Below are 15,005 nucleotides of genomic sequence, written 5' to 3'. Positions count from 1 at the left end.
GATCCACCTGACTCAGCGAGATCCCGGCCAAAACGCGCCGGGATGACGAGGGGTGGCGCGCCGGAATAGCGACCGCGTCAGAGGTCGGCGAGTTCGAGCCAGCGCTCTTCGGCGGCTTCCTTTTCGGTTTGGACCTGCTTCAGTTCGGTTCCCAGGGCGATGAGTTTGTCCGGGGTGGTGGCCGCGTCCGCCAGGGCGGCGTGCAGCTTCGCCTCGCGCTCGTCCAGTTTCTGAATCGAGCGCTCCAGCTTGGAGAGCTCCTTGCGGGCCGCGCGGTAGGTGGCCGAATCCGTCGCTGCCGCTGAGGAATTCGCGGCGACCGGCTTCGGTGAAGCAGCGGCCGCGATGACCGCGCGCTTCTTCAGATACTCGGTGATACCGCCGGGCAGGTTGGTGAGCTTCCCATCGCCGAACAGCGCCCAGGTGGTGTCGCAGATGCGCTCCACCAGGTACCGGTCGTGCGAGATGACGACCATGGTGCCCGCCCAGTTGTCCAGGAGGTCTTCCAGCTGCTGGAGGGTGTCGATATCCAGATCGTTGGTGGGCTCGTCCAGGAGCAGCACATTGGGCTCGCTCATCAGGATTCGGGTGAGCTGCAGACGGCGGCGCTCACCACCGGAGAGATCACCGACGGGGGTGCGCTGTTTGGCGGGGGTGAAGCCCAGACGCTCGGCGAGCTGGCTGGCGCTGATCTCCTTATCGCCCAGCATGGTTCGCATGGCGACATCCTGAACCGCCTCCAGCACCCGCATATCCAGCGGCAGATCGTCGAGTTCCTGGCGCAGCCAGCCGATCTGGATGGTCTTGCCCTCGATCCGCTTACCGGACTTCAACTCCTGCTCACCCGCGAGGGCACGCAGTAGCGTGGTCTTACCGGAGCCGTTCACCCCGACCAGACCGACGCGTTCGCCCGGCGCGAGTCGCCAGGTCAAGTCCTGCACCAGTTCCCGGCCGTCCGGGGTGGCGAGGGTGGCGTCCTCGAGCTCGATCACCACGCGGCCCAGCCGTTTACGCGCGAAGGACGCCAGGGCGACACTGTCGCGCGGGGCTGGCACATTCGCGATGAGCGCTTCGGCGGCCTCGATTCGGTAGCGCGGCTTGGAGGTTCGCGCGGGCGCGCCGCGACGCAGCCAGGCGAGCTCCTTGCGGGCCAGGTTCTGGCGGCGCGCCTCACTGGCGTCGGCCTGCCGGGAGCGCTCGGCGCGGGCGAAGATCCAATCGTTGTAGCCGCCCTCGTAGGTCTCCACCTTGCCGCCCTGCACCTCCCAGGTGCGGGACGCGACGGTATCGAGGAACCAGCGATCGTGAGTGACGACAATCAGCGCGCTGCGACGGGACACCAGGTGTTCGGCGAGCCACTGCACGCCCTCGACATCGAGGTGGTTGGTGGGCTCGTCCAGGACCAGCAGATCCAGATCTCGGACCAGGGCGGCGGCCAATGCGGTACGACGGCGCTCGCCACCGGAGAGATTGCCGACGAGCGAATCCATCCCGAGGTCGGCGATGCCGATGCCCTCGACGACATTGCGAATGCGGGTATTGGAGGCCCATTCGTGCTCGGCGACGCCATCGGTCATCTGGTCCTCGGCGAGTCCGGCGAGCACCACTTCACCGACGGTCGCGCCCTCGGGCAGCACACCACGCTGAGTGACCACGGCCATCCGCAGGCCGCCCACTCGGCTTACCCGCCCGCTGTCCGGCGGCTCGAGCCCCGTCAATACCTCGAGCAGCGTGGTCTTACCGCCGCCGTTCAGACCCACGACCCCGATCCGCTCCCCCTCCTGCACGCCAAGGGAGACGTTCTCGAGCAGAGGCTTGATCCCGAAACTCTTGTTGACCTGTTCCAGGTTGATCAGGTTGGCCATGAATCCTTCTGTCGCATCGACGGCGCAAACGGTGATTGCCCCTCGCCCAGCCTACCGAGGGGCGGAGATCACGCTGAAGTCAGCGCTTCGGGTCGACGGGACTGCTGAGGATGCGAGCGCCGGGGACCGGGCCGTAGGCGGTGCGGACGCTGCGGCAGACGCCCGCGCCGGAGAGTTCGGCGGCGACCGCGACGGCGGCGTCCTCGGATTCGCAGAGGAACGCGCAGGTCGGGCCGGAGCCGGAGACTATGCCCGCCAGGGCACCCGCGGTGACGCCCGCGCGCAGGGTCCGGCGGAGTTCGGGCTTCAGGGACAGGGCCGCGATTTGCAGGTCGTTGCCGAGTAGCGGCGCGAGCTGCTGGGGGTCGCCGGAGGCCAGCGCCTGCAGCAGGGCTTCGGGGCTGCCGAGGCGGGGCGGTTCGCCGATTTCGCGCAGGCGGTCGAGTTCGTGGAAGACCGCCGGGGTGGAGAGCCCGCCCTTGGCCAGGGCGAGGACCCAGTGGAAGGTGTTGCGGCACAACACCGGAAGGAGTTCCTCACCGCGGCCACGCCCCAGCGCGGTCTGACCGTGCAGGGAGAAGGGGACATCACTGCCGAGCTCCGCTGCGATAGCGGACAATTCGCCGCGTGAGAGGCCGAGCTCCCACAGGTCGTTCAGGCCGAGCAGGGCGGCGGCGGCATCGGCGCTACCACCGGCCATACCGCCCGCCACCGGAATGCCCTTGGCAATGGCGATCTCGACCAGTGGCGCGCAGCCGCCCAGCGGTGCCAGGCGGACGGCGGCCTGCCACACCAGGTTTCCGCGATCGGTGGGCACCTGATCGGCGCTCTCGCCCGTGACCCGCACGGTGAGGGCGGCGGCGGGCGAGATCTCCAGATCGTCACTCAGCGACAGGGCTTGGAAAACCGTGGTGAGGTCGTGGTATCCGTCCTCGCGAAGATCGCCCACCCCGAGGTGCAGGTTCACCTTCGAGGGCGCGCGCACGACGACGGGGCTGGGCACAACAGACAGCACGCCGGACAGCCTAGTTGCAGTTCCCTACAGGAGCGCGCCACCGGTGGCATCGATCCACTGGCCGGTCACCCAGCGGGAATCCTCGGATGCCAGGAAGCCCACGATGTCCGCCACATCGGCGGGCTGGCCGACCCGATGCAGCGGGGAGCGGGCGGCGGTGGCGGCCTGCCCCTCGGGCGTGCGGAGCCAATCGGCGTTCATATCGGTATCGATCGCGCCGGGGGCGACGGCGTTCACCGTAATCCCCCGGGAGGCAAGGTCTTTGGCGAGGATGCTGGTCAGGGCATCGATGGCGGCCTTGGTCATGGTGTAGGCGAGCAACTGCGGCTGGTAGGCGCCACGGGTGAGCCCGGTGGAGACATTGACGATGCGGCCGTTGTCCCGCAGCCGATCCAGGCCCAGCTTGGTGACGAAGAACGGCGATTTGGTGTTGATCGCGAAGACGCGGTCGAAGGATGCCTCATCGGTGCCGGTGATGGGTTCGCGGATGCCGTCGGTGCCCGCGTTGTTGACCAGGATGTCGAGCCCGTCCGCGTGCGCGTCGAACGCGCTCCACAGGGTTTGCGCATCGCCGGGCACGCCGAGGGTGGCCTGGATGGCGAAGGCCGAACCGCCCGCGTTCTCGATCGCGGCGACGGTCTCCTTGGCGGCGGCGACATTGCCGTTGTAGTGCACGGCCACCCGGGCGCCGTCCTTCGCCAACCGAAGTGCGATGGCGCGTCCGATACCGCGTCCGCTGCCGGTGACCAGTGCCGTCTTGCCTGCGAGGGTGCTCATGAGCTGCGCTCCTTTTATCTAGCGATCGTTACAGAATGGGACCGTAGCACATTATCTAGCGAGCGCTATAAAATGTGCGGCATGGCCACTCCCACCCGGGGCCGACCCCGGAAATTCGACCGCGACGCCGCGCTGGACAAAGCGCTGCGACTGTTCTGGCGACAGGGCTACGAGGCCACCTCGATCAGCGATCTCACCGGCGAACTCGGCATCGGCGCACCCAGCCTCTACGCCGCGTTCGGCGATAAACAGCAGCTGTTCAACGAGTCCATCGAGGTGTACGTGAACCAGTACGCGGGCTTCGCGGCGCGTGCGCTCGCCGAGGAGCCGACGGCCTGGGACGCGGTCGCCCGCACCCTGCGCGAGGCGGCCCTGGAGTACACCGAACCGGGACTTCCGAACGGCTGCATGGTGATCAGCGCCGGGATCAACACCACGAACCCCGAGGTCGCGGCCATGCTCGAGGCCATGCGCACCGCGAACGTGACTGCCTTCGCCGAGCGCATCGGAGTCGATATCACCGCGGGGCGACTACCGGCGGATACCGATGCACGGGTGCTGGCCCGCTATATCGGCGTGGTCATGCAGGGCATGTCGCAGTCCGCGCGCGATGGTGCGAGCCGCGACGAGCTGCGACAGGTCGCTGAGCTGGCACTACAGGTGTGGCCGAAATCCGGGGCCGCCGAGCGCTGAATTTTCCGGCCAACCGCTTGCGCCAGGTACCCATGGGGGGTATGTTTCAGAGGTGTTCGGGGATACCCCCACACCGTATAGCGCGAGTCGAGGAGTCGAAATGGCCACCAGCACCTACACCGTCACCGGCATGACCTGCGGCCACTGCGTCGGGTCGGTTCAGCAGGAGATCGGCAAGATCGACGGTGTCACCAGTGTCGATGTCGATCTGGCCTCCGGCCTGGTCAAGGTCGAGTCCGCCGCTCCGATCGCCGCTGCCGCTGTCGTGGCCGCCGTCGACGAAGCCGGGTACGAGGTGGCGAGCTGAATGAACGATCGACTGAAGTTCGCCGCCTTCGGCGGTGGACTGGTCGTACTGTTCGGGGCCGCACTCGGTATCGGCGCCCTGGTGGGTGATCCGACCGAGTCGGCCTCCGGCACGACCTCCGCGCACTCCGAACATCAGACCGAAGCGGCCCCCGGGCTCGCGAACAGCGAGCAGGGTTACGCCCTCACCGATGTCACCGCCCCCACCGTCGCGAATCAGCAAGGGGCCCTGCGTTTCCGGATCACCGGACCGCAGGGCACCGTCACCAAGTACAACACCCTGCACGAGCAGAACCTGCATCTGATCGTGGTGCGGTCGGATGCGAGCCAGTTCCGGCACGTCCATCCCGCACTCACCGCGGACGGCACCTGGTCCATCGACTGGAACTGGGCCGAGCCCGGTAACTATCGGGTCTTCACCGACTTCTCCCCCGCCGGCGGCCCGGGCGAACTGACGCTCAGCCGGACCGTTCAGGTGGACGGGAACGCGGTGACCAAGCCACTGCCGCCGGTATCGAAGACGGCACAGGTGGACGGCTACCAGGTCACCCTGACCGGTGATTTGTCCACCGCCGGAAGCGAATTGAAGTTCGACGTCACCCGCGACGGTAAGCCCGTCACCGATCTGCAGCCCTACCTGGGCGCGTACGCGCACCTGGTCGCACTGCGGGCCAGTGACCTCGCCTACCTGCATGTGCACCCCGAGGGCGAGGTCGGGAAGACCGCTCCCGGACCGGAGGTCGCCTTCCACGCCCAGGCGCCGAGCGATGGCGTCTACCGCCTGTACCTGGACTTCCGGCACGGCGGCAAGGTCCACACCGCCGAATTCACCGATGAGACAACCACCGCCGCATCCGCTTCGGACGCGCACTCGCAGCACGGAGGAGGTCACTGATGAGCGCCCCAACGCAGGAGCGGTCCATCGAGCTGGAAATCGGCGGTATGACCTGCGCCTCCTGCGCCTCCCGCATCGAGAAGAAGCTCAATCGGATCGACGGCGTCACCGCCACGGTGAACTACGCCACCGAGAAGGCGAAGGTCAGCTTCCCGGAGTCGGTGACCACCGATGAGCTGATCGCCAAGGTCGTCGATACCGGATACACGGCCGCCGTACACAATACCGAACCGGTGAAATCGGCTGATACCGAAGATAATTCGGCTCCGAGCGCGACCCGACTGCTGCGGCATCGACTGCTGGTGACGCTAGCGCTGGCCGTGCCCGTGGTCGCCATGGCCATGATTCCGGCGCTGCAATTCACCAACTGGCAGTGGCTTTCGCTGACGCTGACCGCACCCATCGTGGTGTGGGGCGGCGCGCAATTCCACCGGGCCGCCTGGGTGAACGCCAAACACGGTGCGGCGACGATGGATACGCTCATCTCGCTGGGCACCCTGGCCGCCTTCGGGTGGTCGGTGTACGCGCTGTTCTTCGGCGATGCCGGTATGGCGGGTATGAAACACCCCTTCAGCCTTGCCATTTCGCGCGGCGACTCGTCCTCGGCGCTCTACTTCGAGGTGGCGGCGACGCTGATCACCGCGATTCTGGCGGGTCGCTACTTCGAGACCCGATCCAAGGAGAAGGCCGGATCCGCGCTGCGGGCCCTGCTGGAACTGGGCGCGAAGGATGTGGCGGTCCTGCGCGGCGGTGTCGAAACCCGTATCCCCGTGGGTGAACTGCGGGTCGACGAGGAATTCCTGGTCCGGCCCGGCGAGAAGATCGCCACCGACGGTGTTGTGGTCAAGGGCAGTTCGGCCCTGGATATGAGCATGCTGACCGGCGAATCGGTGCCGGTCGAGGTGGCGCCCGGCGATGCCGTGGTCGGCGCGACGGTGAACGCGGGTGGTCTGCTGACCGTGCGCGCCACCCGGGTCGGCGCGGATACCCAACTGGCGCAGATGGCCGCGCTGGTCGAGGAGGCGCAGAACGGGAAAGCGCCGGTGCAGCGGCTCGCCGACAAGGTGGCCGGGATCTTCGTGCCGATTGTCATCGCGATCGCCGTCGCGGCGCTGGGCTTCTGGCTCGGCACCGGTGTCGCCGTCGCGACCGCCTTCGGCGCGGCGGTGGCCGTGCTGATCATCGCCTGCCCGTGTGCCCTCGGATTGGCCACGCCCACAGCGCTATTGGTGGGCACCGGCCGCGGCGCGCAGCTGGGCATCCTGATCAAGGGCCCGCAGGTGCTGGAGTCGACGCGGCGCATCGACACCGTGGTGCTGGATAAGACCGGTACCGTCACCACCGGCAGAATGACTCTCGCCGAGGCGATTCCGGCCGCGAACGTGGATCCGGACGAGCTGCTCGCGGTGGCGGCGGCGGTGGAGCACGGCTCCGAACACCCGGTCGCCAAAGCCGTGGTCAAGGGTGCCGTCGATCGCGGCCTCACTGCGCCTTCGAAGTACGCCGAGCAGGTGGAGCAGTTCGTCAGCCACGGCGGCAAGGGCGTGCAGGGCCTGGTCGGTGAGCGGGCGGTCGTCATCGGACGCACCGAACTGCTCGAAGACTGGTCGATCACCCTGCCGGAGGTATTGGCGGACGCCAAGATTCGGGCCGAACAGGCCGGAAAGACCGCCATCGTGGTGGCTTGGGACGGTGTGGCTCGCGGCGTGCTCGTCATCGCCGATGCCGTCAAACCCACCAGTGCACAGGCGATCTCGGAGATGCGGGCACTCGGACTCACCCCCGTCCTGCTCACCGGTGACAATGCGGCCACCGCCCGCACCGTGGCGGATCAGGTCGGTATCGACCAGGTCATCGCCGAGGTGCTGCCCAGCGACAAGCTCGATGTGGTGAAGCAGTTGCAGGCTCAGGGCAAGGTGGTCGCCATGGTCGGCGACGGCGTCAATGACGCGGCCGCCCTCGCCCAGGCCGATCTCGGCCTGGCCATGGGCACCGGCACCGATGTCGCCATTCAGGCCGCGGACCTCACCCTGGTCCGGGACGACCTGCGCTCGGTCCCCACCGCGATCAAACTGTCGCGGGCCACCCTGCGCACCATCAAGAGCAATCTGTTCTGGGCCTTCGGCTACAACGTGGCGGCCATTCCGCTGGCCGCCGCGGGCCTGCTGAACCCCATGCTCGCCGGTGCGGCCATGGCCCTGTCCAGCGTATTCGTGGTCAGCAACAGCCTCCGGCTGCGTCGCTTCCGGGGCTGAGGCACCGGCTCGAAGGATCCGCGCTCCGACCGCACCCCGACGGGGTGCGGTCGGTCGTCGTAGCGGCGGATCGTGTTCAATGGCTGGCGAGCGGTGGGGACCGCCTCGCCCGCTATGCCCGAGGAGCAGAGTTCGTGACGACTATTGCCGAGTACCTGGTCGCGGCGGAGATCGAGATCGCGCCGGTGCAGCCGGGAGAGGCCGGTGCGCCCGAGGTTTCGCTGCCGTTGGCCGAGGGGTGGACGGCGGTGGACGCCGCCATGTTCCCCGGCGCGTACGGCGTCTTCACCCGCCCGCCCGAGAACGGCTGGGCCGATAATGTGGTCCTGCTCGTCGGCCGCCTCTCCAAGCCGTCGAACCCGGCCGAACTGCTGGAGTCCGCGTTCGCGGATGCCCGGCAGCTCCCCGACTGGCGCGAACTGAACGCGGAAATCGGTGACTACCAAGGCTTTCCGTCGGCGGCCGTGACCGGCACCTACTCCGTCGATGCCCTGATCCTGTGGGTGCACACCCGCTATGTGATCGTCGCCGTCGGCAATTACGAGTACCTGGTCCAGCTCACCGTGACCGCGCGCGCCGATGGCGACGGCATCGAAGCCGGGCTGCTGGAGGGTCTGGAAATCCGCGTCTGAGTCGAACGTGTCCGGGGGCGGCGAATGCCCGCCCCCGGTCAATCGGTCAGGCTTGCGCGGCGAGGCGGACGAAGGCGGCGGTGTCGAGGGTTTCGCCGCGGGCCGTCGGGGCGATTCCGGCTGCCACCAAACGCCTTTCGGCTTCGACCGGGGAACCGGCCCAACCGGACAGGGCCGCGCGCAGGGTCTTGCGGCGCTGGGCGAAGGCCGCGTCGATGACCTCGAATACCTTCTTGCGATGGTCTTCATCCATGGACCACGGCGCTTCTTCATAGCGGTCGATACGAACCAGACCGGATTCGACCTGCGGTACGGGCCAGAAGATTTGGCGACCGACGGTGCCGGTGCGGCGAACGGTGCCGAAGAAGCCCGCCTTGACGCTGGGGACACCGTAGATGCGCCCGCCCGGGGTGGCGGCGAGCCGGTCGGCGACCTCCAACTGCACCATGACGAGAGTTGTTCGGATGCTCGGCAATTCGGCCAGCAGGTGCAACAGCACGGGCACGGCCACGTTGTAGGGCAGGTTCGCGACCAGCGCCGTCGGGGCGGCTGGCAGGTCCGCGGCCTGGACGCGCAGGGCATCGGCGAGCACGACGGTGAGACGGTCGGCCAGGCCGGGTGCGCGGTCCTGCACCGTATTCGGCAGGTGTCCGGCCAGATTCGGATCGATCTCGACCGCGATGGTCCGATCGGCCACATCGAGAATGGCCAGGGTCAGTGAACCGAGACCGGGGCCGACCTCGAGCACCACATCATCGCGGGTGACGCCCGCCGCCGCGACAATGCGCCGCACGGTATTGGCGTCGTGGACGAAGTTCTGTCCGAGCTGCTTGGTCGGGCGCACCCCGAACCGCTCGGCGAGCACCCGCACTTCGGCGGGGCCCAGCAGGGCGGCTTCTCCACGACCAGCGTTTTCAGGTTCGGACACCCTGCGAAACCTATCAACTCGTGCTTGCCGGTCCGGCCTCGCCCCGCGCCCGACACGCGTCCGCCCGGTGCGATCCCGTCGGGGCCGCACCGGACGGAGGACGGTCAGGACTGGACCGGGGTGGCCAGGACGCGGTTGAGGAAAGCGTCCATGGCGGACCACATCCGTGGATTGACATTGCCGTGCGAGCCGGTACCGACGGTGGCCTGGAAGTCGACGCCGTTGGCGGCGAACTGGGTGGCCAGGGCGGCGTGTAGCGGGGACGGCACGGTGGTGTCGGTCGCGTTGAGCAGCAACAGAATCGGCGCGTCGTAGCCGCGGGTCGGCACGGTCATGTAGTCGCGCAGCACGGGGCTGAGCGGGCCCTCGGTGAGCGGACGGGTGAGCAGTTCACCGATGGTGAGCCCCCGCATGCGCTTGATGGTCTCGGGCAGGCAGGTGTCGCCGACGCCGTCCAGCAGCGCACGGCCCTGTTCGGTCAGATAGGTGTCGACCTGCGCTTCGGGCCGGGCCGCGCGAAGTCCGGCCAGAATGCTGACGACGAAGCCGTTCACACCGTCACCGATCTTGCCCGGGAGTTCGGGGACCCACGGCCCCGCGATGGGCAGCACCTTCTCCACATCCGAGGCCGGATCGATGGCGACGGTGCCGCGGAAGTCGAGATCGGGGGCCGCGGCCACCTGCACGCTCGCGGTGCCGAGCGCCGCGTGACCGCCCTGCGAGGTGCCGGTCACCGCCCAGGTGCGGGACAGCTCCGGGTTGGCCGAACGGGCCGCGCGCACCAGATCGATGGTGGCGGTGGCTTCGGTGCGCAGCTCCAGATACGGATGCGGTCCGGTGTCGAACAGGCCGAGCCCCAGGTAGTCCGGTGCGACGACCGCGAAACCCTTGGACGCGAAGTACCGCATGAGGATGTCCTCATCGGCCATCACACCGGGCAGCGGCGCGCGTTCGGGAGCGGTCTGGCCGCCGCAGTTCGCGCCGAGTCCGGTGGTGCCGTGGTCGTAGGCCATGATCGGCCAGCCACCCGCGGGCGCGGGCCCGGCGGGAACGAACATGGTGCCGCTGGCCCGGACCTGTTCACCATTGGAGCGGGTGGTCCAGTACTGCACGATCGAACCGTTCACCTGCCCGTGCCAGCCGTCGGGCTGCATGGTTGCCGAAATCAGTGTTCCGGCGGGGTCGGCCTGCGCCGAGCTCATTGGAAGAGCGAGCAACGCGCTCGCAGCCACTGCGCCAACGGTCGCAATTCGCGTAAAAGTACTGGTAAATCCCATAATTCCTCCACCGGCTCCGCTCCGGAAGCCAACTCGGCTTCCGGAGTGCGTCCCCGACAATCTATTTGCCAATGGATTGCCGATGGGCCACCGCCCCTCGGTTAGGACTTGGTCGGAGTGGCGAGCACGCGTGCGGTGAAGGCGTCGATGGCCGACCACATCTGCGGATTGAGATCGGTGTGCTGCCCGGTGCCGGTGACCGTGCTGAAGTCCACGCCGTTGGCCGCGAACTGGGCCGCGAGCGCGGCGTGCAGCGGTGAGGGCACGACCATATCGGTCACATTGAGCAGCAACAGGATCGGCGCGTTGTAGCCGCTGGTCGGCACGGTCATGTACTCGTTGATCGCGGCGCGGAAGCGCTCGTCGCCGAGCGGCCGGGCGAGCATCTCACCGACCGAGACGCCGTCGACGGCCTTCATGATGTCGTTGAAGCAGAGGCCGCCCGCCTGATCGAAGATCTCCCGGCCGCGCGGGGTCAGGTAGCTGTTCAGATCGAGTTCGGGATGGGTTTCGCGCAGCCCGACCAGCATGCTGACGACGAATCCGTCGATGGCGTTACCGTTCTGGCCCGGAATCTCGGGCACGTACGGTCCGGCCAGGGGGACGAACTTCTCCACATCCGAGGCCGGGTCGACCGCGATGGTGCCGCGGAAATCCAGATCCGGCGCGGTGCTCGCCTGTAGGTTGGCCGCGCCGAGCGCCGCGTGCCCGCCCTGCGAAAAGCCGGTCAACGCCCAGGTTTTCGACAATTCCGGATGTGCCTCGCGGGCGGCCTTCACCAGATCGACGGTGGCGCTCGCCTCGCTGCGGGTCTCCAGGTACGGGTGCGGGCCGGTGTCGAATTTGCCGAGTCCGAGGTAGTCCGGTGCGACGACCGCGAAGCCCTTATCGACGAAGTACTGCAGGATCTTGTCTTCCTTGGGGCGGCTGAAGACGCTGGTATCGCTCTGTCCGCCGCATCCGGGGCCGAGCCCGGAGGTGCCGTGGTCATACGCCATGATCGGCCAGCCGCCGACGGGTGCGGGTCCGGGCGGAATGATCAGCGCGCCGCTGGCCTGGACGGGTTCGCCATTGGAGCGAGTGGTCCAGTAGTCGATGGCCGAGCCGTTGGACATACCGCGCCAGCCGTCGGGCCGGGCGGTCGTATCGATCACGGCGCCCGCCTCCGCCGCCTGCGCCGGGGCTCCGGGAACCATGAGCAATGAACCCGCCGAAGCGACCGCGGCGGTGAAAATCCGCGTGCGCCAACCGAACAACCGCATTTATCCTCCATCAGGCCCCGACCCGTGAACAATTCAGGTGCGGAATGAGCTTAGCTATTCGGACGACCGTCCAGTATGAGAAAACTCTGTGACCGTTTTGCCGTAATCCGATTTCGTCCGACCATTGACGCCCAGTGAAACTTGTTCTAATTTCTCGCCATGTTGAGATACGACGGACGCCGCGTAATCGTCACCGGAGCGGGCTCCGGAATCGGCCAGGGCATTGCCCTGCGCCTGCTCGCCGAAGGAGCCCAACTGGTCGCCGCGGATATCAGCGAAACCGGCCTGGCCGCCACCCGCGAAGCCGCACCCGCCGACCAGCGGGACCGACTGCACACCATGGTCCTGAATGTGGCCGACCAGGACTCGGTGCGCACCGTCAGCGCCCAAGCCTTCGAAACCCTCGGCGGCCTGGACGTTCTCGTGAACGCCGCGGGCATCATGCGTGCCGGGCACACCCACGAGATGCCCCTGGAGACCTGGAACGAGGTGCTCGCGGTGAACCTCACCGGCACCTTCCTGATGATCCAGTCCGCCGTTCCACAGCTGATCGAATCCACGCACGGCGGCGTCATCGTGAACTTCTCCTCCACCGCCGCGTTCGGCTCCAACCCCTACATGGCCGCCTATGCCGCGTCCAAGGCCGGGGTCAACGCGCTCACCCACTCCATCGCCCTGGAATACGTGAAAAAGGGTCTGCGCGCGGTGAATATCGTGCCCGGCGGTATCAGCACGGGCATTACCTCGGGCCTGTCGCTGCCCGCCGATGCCGACTGGTCACTGATGGCCCGGCTGCCCGGCTGGATCGACGGCGGTGCGCTCGGTAAGCCGGAGGACATCGCGGGCGTGGTCGCCATGGCCGCCTCCGACGACGGCCGCTATATGACCGGCACCGAACTCCGCGTCGACGGCGGAGCCCTCATGTAGGTCCCGAAAAGACCTGTCGCGCACCCGGTCTGGAAATCGCGCACCCATCCGCATGGGGTACGCGATCACCACACCGGGTGCTCGTTCTTCAGCCGATGCCCAGGCGGCTGGTGCAGGCGGGCCAGGCGCCCCAGCCCTGGCGGGCGCGGGTCACCTCGGCGATGGCGATCTGCTCCTCGCGGGTGGCCAGGTCCGCGCGCGGGGCATAGCGGGTGCCGCCCTGGCGCTCCCAGGTGCCGGCGTCGAATTGGATGCCGCCGTAGTAACCGTTGCCGGTATTGATGGCCCAGTTACCGCCGGATTCGCATTTGGCGAGCGCGTCCCAGGTACTGCCGTCCTTGACCGGGGGCACTTCGGTTCCGGGCTTGGCACCCTTGCGGACGGTTTTGGGTGCGGCGGGCACGATGACGGTCGAGTGGATCGGATCCTTGCCCGCCTCTCGACCATTGACGATCGACACCGCGTAGGTGACATCCTGGGTGCCCGGGACACCGGGGTTCTCGACAATGGTCCGGCTCATATTGAGCGAGGTGTCCTCGATGATGTTCTCCGGCGGATCCAGCGGTATCCGCTCGGTGCGCTGCTCGACGATCTTGCGGGTGACGACGATCTTCATACCGTCGCGCAACGGGGTTCCGGCGGCCGGTTCCACGGTGTCCTGATTGATCAGCGGGCGACCCTGCACCTGTAGCAGTTCCCCGACCGTCGGCGCGGCCAACCGGACCAGTGCGGGCGCGCCGCCGTTGTCGGCGAGCTCAACGGTGCGCGGATTGGTGATGAGCAGCGTCGCGCCCTCGAGTGGGAGCGGGGAGGGCCGCGCGGGCGAGGTATACACATCGCTCGGCAGATTCAGTTTCACCAGGGCTTCGGCCACGGTCAGCGCCGTGGTCCACGCCTTGGACGGTGATCCGTCCACCACCAGCGAGACCTCACGCGCGCGATTCAGCGTGATGGTGGCGCCGTCGCTGATTCGTGAACTGGGCGAAGGGGATACGTCATCGCGGGAGCCGATGGTGAACCCGGCGTCCTTGAGCACGCCGCGCACATCCAGATACATGCTGTCGCGCACCATCTTCTGGCCGTCGACCACGACGGTGATGGTCTTCTTGTTCATAATCGCCAGGCCCGCGCCGACAATGAGCGTGACGAGCATCGCCGCGATGGCGCCGTACAGCAGCGGCGACCGCGACGAGTTGATCTTCGTCATGGCTTTCATCGGATATCCCGGCATGGTCACAGTACGATAACGAGGGGGTCTGGGAATGACAACCGCTACGCATCAAATTCCGTAGACGCGCCGCGCATTCGCCGTGGTGATCTTGGCCAGGGTCACCGGATCCGTTTCCCGGAGATCGGCCAATGCTCGCAAAGTGTAAGGCAGCATGTAGGACTCGTTCGGCGCACCTCGGAACGGATGCGGTGTGAGGAACGGTGCGTCGGTCTCGACCAGAATCTGATCCTGCGGAACGAGTTTCGCGGCCTCACGCAATTCATGGGCATTCTTGAAGCTCACGGTTCCGGAGAAACTCAGCACATAGCCCTCGTCCACGCACGCCTGCGCCATATTGGCGTCGGAGGAGAAGCAGTGGAAGATCACGGTCTCCGGTGCGCCCTCGTCCAGCAGCACGGCCAGCAGATCGTGATCGGCCTCGCGATTGTGGATCATGAGCGGTTTGCCGAGCCGCTTCGCCAGATCGATATGCCAGCGGAAACCCTCCACCTGCTCCTCGATATCGGCGCAGCCATCGAGTTTGCCGGGCCAGTAGTAGTCGAGTCCGGTCTCGCCGACCGCGACCACGCGCGGGTCCGCGGCGAGCTGCTCCAACTCGGCCTTGGCGGCATCGTCGAGGGCATTGGCACGCGTCGGATGCAGCGCGACCGCCGCGTACACCCGGTGATCCCAGTTCGCGGCCCGCACGGCGAAGCGCGCGGCGGCCAGATCGTCGGCGACCGTCACCACCTCGCGCACGCCCACCGCGGCGGCCCGATCCACAATGGCGGCAACCGATTCCGCGTCGGTGGCACCGCACGCGTCCAGATGGGTGTGCGCGTCGATGAGCGGGAACAGCGGCTCCGGCGGTTCGGGCGCGGGTCGGCGGCTACCCATGAGCGAGCACTGCCACGGGGATATTCACGCGAGCTTGTTCAGGCACGCAGATAGAGTAGACACACC

The 15,005-nt window shown here is 67.4% G+C and carries 14 protein-coding genes; 6 read left to right on the top strand and 8 right to left on the bottom strand.

From position 1 onward, the window contains the following. Positions 1-77: 77 nt before the first annotated feature. From OHB26_RS15995 to OHB26_RS15985, 3 genes are all read right to left on the bottom strand, one after another. Positions 78-1,865, bottom strand: a complete 1,788-nt coding sequence (locus OHB26_RS15995) for an ABC-F family ATP-binding cassette domain-containing protein (protein WP_330184948.1) — start codon at positions 1,863-1,865, stop codon at positions 78-80. 79 nt (positions 1,866-1,944) lie between these two features. Further along, complete coding sequence (locus tag OHB26_RS15990; protein ID WP_330184947.1) at positions 1,945-2,880, bottom strand: 4-(cytidine 5'-diphospho)-2-C-methyl-D-erythritol kinase; 936 nt, start codon at positions 2,878-2,880, stop codon at positions 1,945-1,947. Between the two features lie 24 nt (positions 2,881-2,904). Then, positions 2,905-3,657, bottom strand: coding sequence for an SDR family oxidoreductase (locus OHB26_RS15985; RefSeq protein WP_330184946.1), 753 nt, complete (start codon positions 3,655-3,657; stop codon positions 2,905-2,907). An 81-nt stretch (positions 3,658-3,738) separates the two neighbouring features. On the opposite strand from OHB26_RS15985, the gene OHB26_RS15980 reads away from it, so the two are divergent. The 5 genes from OHB26_RS15980 (at position 3,739) to OHB26_RS15960 (ending at position 8,438) form a co-directional block, all read left to right on the top strand. Beyond that, positions 3,739-4,350, top strand: a complete 612-nt coding sequence (locus tag OHB26_RS15980; RefSeq protein ID WP_330184945.1) for a TetR/AcrR family transcriptional regulator — start codon at positions 3,739-3,741, stop codon at positions 4,348-4,350. A gap of 100 nt (positions 4,351-4,450) precedes the next feature. Then, entirely contained in the window at positions 4,451-4,657 is a 207-nt protein-coding gene (locus tag OHB26_RS15975) for a heavy-metal-associated domain-containing protein (protein WP_330184944.1), read from the top strand. Further along, positions 4,658-5,551 (top strand): hypothetical protein, encoded by an 894-nt coding sequence (locus tag OHB26_RS15970; RefSeq protein WP_330184943.1) that lies wholly within the window; start codon positions 4,658-4,660, stop codon positions 5,549-5,551. Beyond that, a complete protein-coding gene (locus tag OHB26_RS15965; RefSeq protein WP_330184942.1) occupies positions 5,551-7,806 on the top strand; it encodes a heavy metal translocating P-type ATPase in 2,256 nt (751 codons plus the stop codon). The genes OHB26_RS15970 and OHB26_RS15965 overlap by 1 nt, the downstream gene beginning before the upstream one ends. 134 nt (positions 7,807-7,940) lie before the next feature. Then, on the top strand, positions 7,941-8,438 hold the full coding sequence (locus OHB26_RS15960; RefSeq protein ID WP_330184941.1) for an LpqN/LpqT family lipoprotein: 498 nt from the start codon (positions 7,941-7,943) through the stop codon (positions 8,436-8,438). Positions 8,439-8,484: 46 nt separating this feature from the next. Here OHB26_RS15960 and rsmA read toward each other — a convergent pair whose 3' ends face one another. From rsmA to OHB26_RS15945, 3 genes are all read right to left on the bottom strand, one after another. Beyond that, positions 8,485-9,366 (bottom strand): 16S rRNA (adenine(1518)-N(6)/adenine(1519)-N(6))-dimethyltransferase RsmA, encoded by an 882-nt coding sequence (gene rsmA / locus OHB26_RS15955; protein ID WP_330184940.1) that lies wholly within the window; start codon positions 9,364-9,366, stop codon positions 8,485-8,487. Positions 9,367-9,470: 104 nt separating this feature from the next. Further along, positions 9,471-10,643: a lipase family protein gene (locus OHB26_RS15950; protein WP_442942954.1), complete on the bottom strand. Its 1,173-nt coding sequence runs from the start codon at positions 10,641-10,643 to the stop codon at positions 9,471-9,473. 101 nt (positions 10,644-10,744) lie between these two features. Next, positions 10,745-11,905 (bottom strand): alpha/beta fold hydrolase, encoded by a 1,161-nt coding sequence (locus tag OHB26_RS15945; protein WP_330184938.1) that lies wholly within the window; start codon positions 11,903-11,905, stop codon positions 10,745-10,747. A gap of 159 nt (positions 11,906-12,064) precedes the next feature. On the opposite strand from OHB26_RS15945, the gene OHB26_RS15940 reads away from it, so the two are divergent. Beyond that, positions 12,065-12,832 (top strand): SDR family NAD(P)-dependent oxidoreductase, encoded by a 768-nt coding sequence (locus OHB26_RS15940; protein WP_330184937.1) that lies wholly within the window; start codon positions 12,065-12,067, stop codon positions 12,830-12,832. A gap of 88 nt (positions 12,833-12,920) precedes the next feature. On the opposite strand, the gene OHB26_RS15935 is transcribed toward OHB26_RS15940, so the two are convergent. Next, positions 12,921-14,048, bottom strand: coding sequence for a transglycosylase family protein (locus OHB26_RS15935; RefSeq protein ID WP_330184936.1), 1,128 nt, complete (start codon positions 14,046-14,048; stop codon positions 12,921-12,923). Between the two features lie 63 nt (positions 14,049-14,111). Continuing rightward, positions 14,112-14,939: a TatD family hydrolase gene (locus OHB26_RS15930; RefSeq protein ID WP_330184935.1), complete on the bottom strand. Its 828-nt coding sequence runs from the start codon at positions 14,937-14,939 to the stop codon at positions 14,112-14,114. Between the last annotated feature and the right edge of the window lie 66 nt (positions 14,940-15,005).

Origin of the sequence: Nocardia sp. NBC_01503 (genome assembly GCF_036327755.1) — a bacterium.
GTDB lineage: Bacteria > Actinomycetota > Actinomycetes > Mycobacteriales > Mycobacteriaceae > Nocardia.
The sequence above is the reverse complement of the archived record's forward strand: the minus strand, read 5'-3'. Positions and strand labels throughout refer to the sequence as shown.

What these genes read in the sequence shown, in the direction of transcription:
- OHB26_RS15995 (WP_330184948.1), bottom strand. Translation starts at nt 1,865, where the DNA reads ATGGCCAACCTGATCAACCTGGAACAGGTCAACAAGAGTTTCGGGATC.
- OHB26_RS15985 (WP_330184946.1), bottom strand. Translation starts at nt 3,657, where the DNA reads ATGAGCACCCTCGCAGGCAAGACGGCACTGGTCACCGGCAGCGGACGC.
- OHB26_RS15980 (WP_330184945.1), top strand. Translation starts at nt 3,739, where the DNA reads ATGGCCACTCCCACCCGGGGCCGACCCCGGAAATTCGACCGCGACGCC.
- OHB26_RS15975 (WP_330184944.1), top strand. Translation starts at nt 4,451, where the DNA reads ATGGCCACCAGCACCTACACCGTCACCGGCATGACCTGCGGCCACTGC.
- OHB26_RS15970 (WP_330184943.1), top strand. Translation starts at nt 4,658, where the DNA reads ATGAACGATCGACTGAAGTTCGCCGCCTTCGGCGGTGGACTGGTCGTA.
- OHB26_RS15965 (WP_330184942.1), top strand. Translation starts at nt 5,551, where the DNA reads ATGAGCGCCCCAACGCAGGAGCGGTCCATCGAGCTGGAAATCGGCGGT.
- OHB26_RS15950 (WP_442942954.1), bottom strand. Translation starts at nt 10,643, where the DNA reads ATGGGATTTACCAGTACTTTTACGCGAATTGCGACCGTTGGCGCAGTG.
- OHB26_RS15945 (WP_330184938.1), bottom strand. Translation starts at nt 11,905, where the DNA reads ATGCGGTTGTTCGGTTGGCGCACGCGGATTTTCACCGCCGCGGTCGCT.
- OHB26_RS15940 (WP_330184937.1), top strand. Translation starts at nt 12,065, where the DNA reads ATGTTGAGATACGACGGACGCCGCGTAATCGTCACCGGAGCGGGCTCC.
- OHB26_RS15935 (WP_330184936.1), bottom strand. Translation starts at nt 14,048, where the DNA reads ATGAAAGCCATGACGAAGATCAACTCGTCGCGGTCGCCGCTGCTGTAC.
- OHB26_RS15930 (WP_330184935.1), bottom strand. Translation starts at nt 14,939, where the DNA reads ATGGGTAGCCGCCGACCCGCGCCCGAACCGCCGGAGCCGCTGTTCCCG.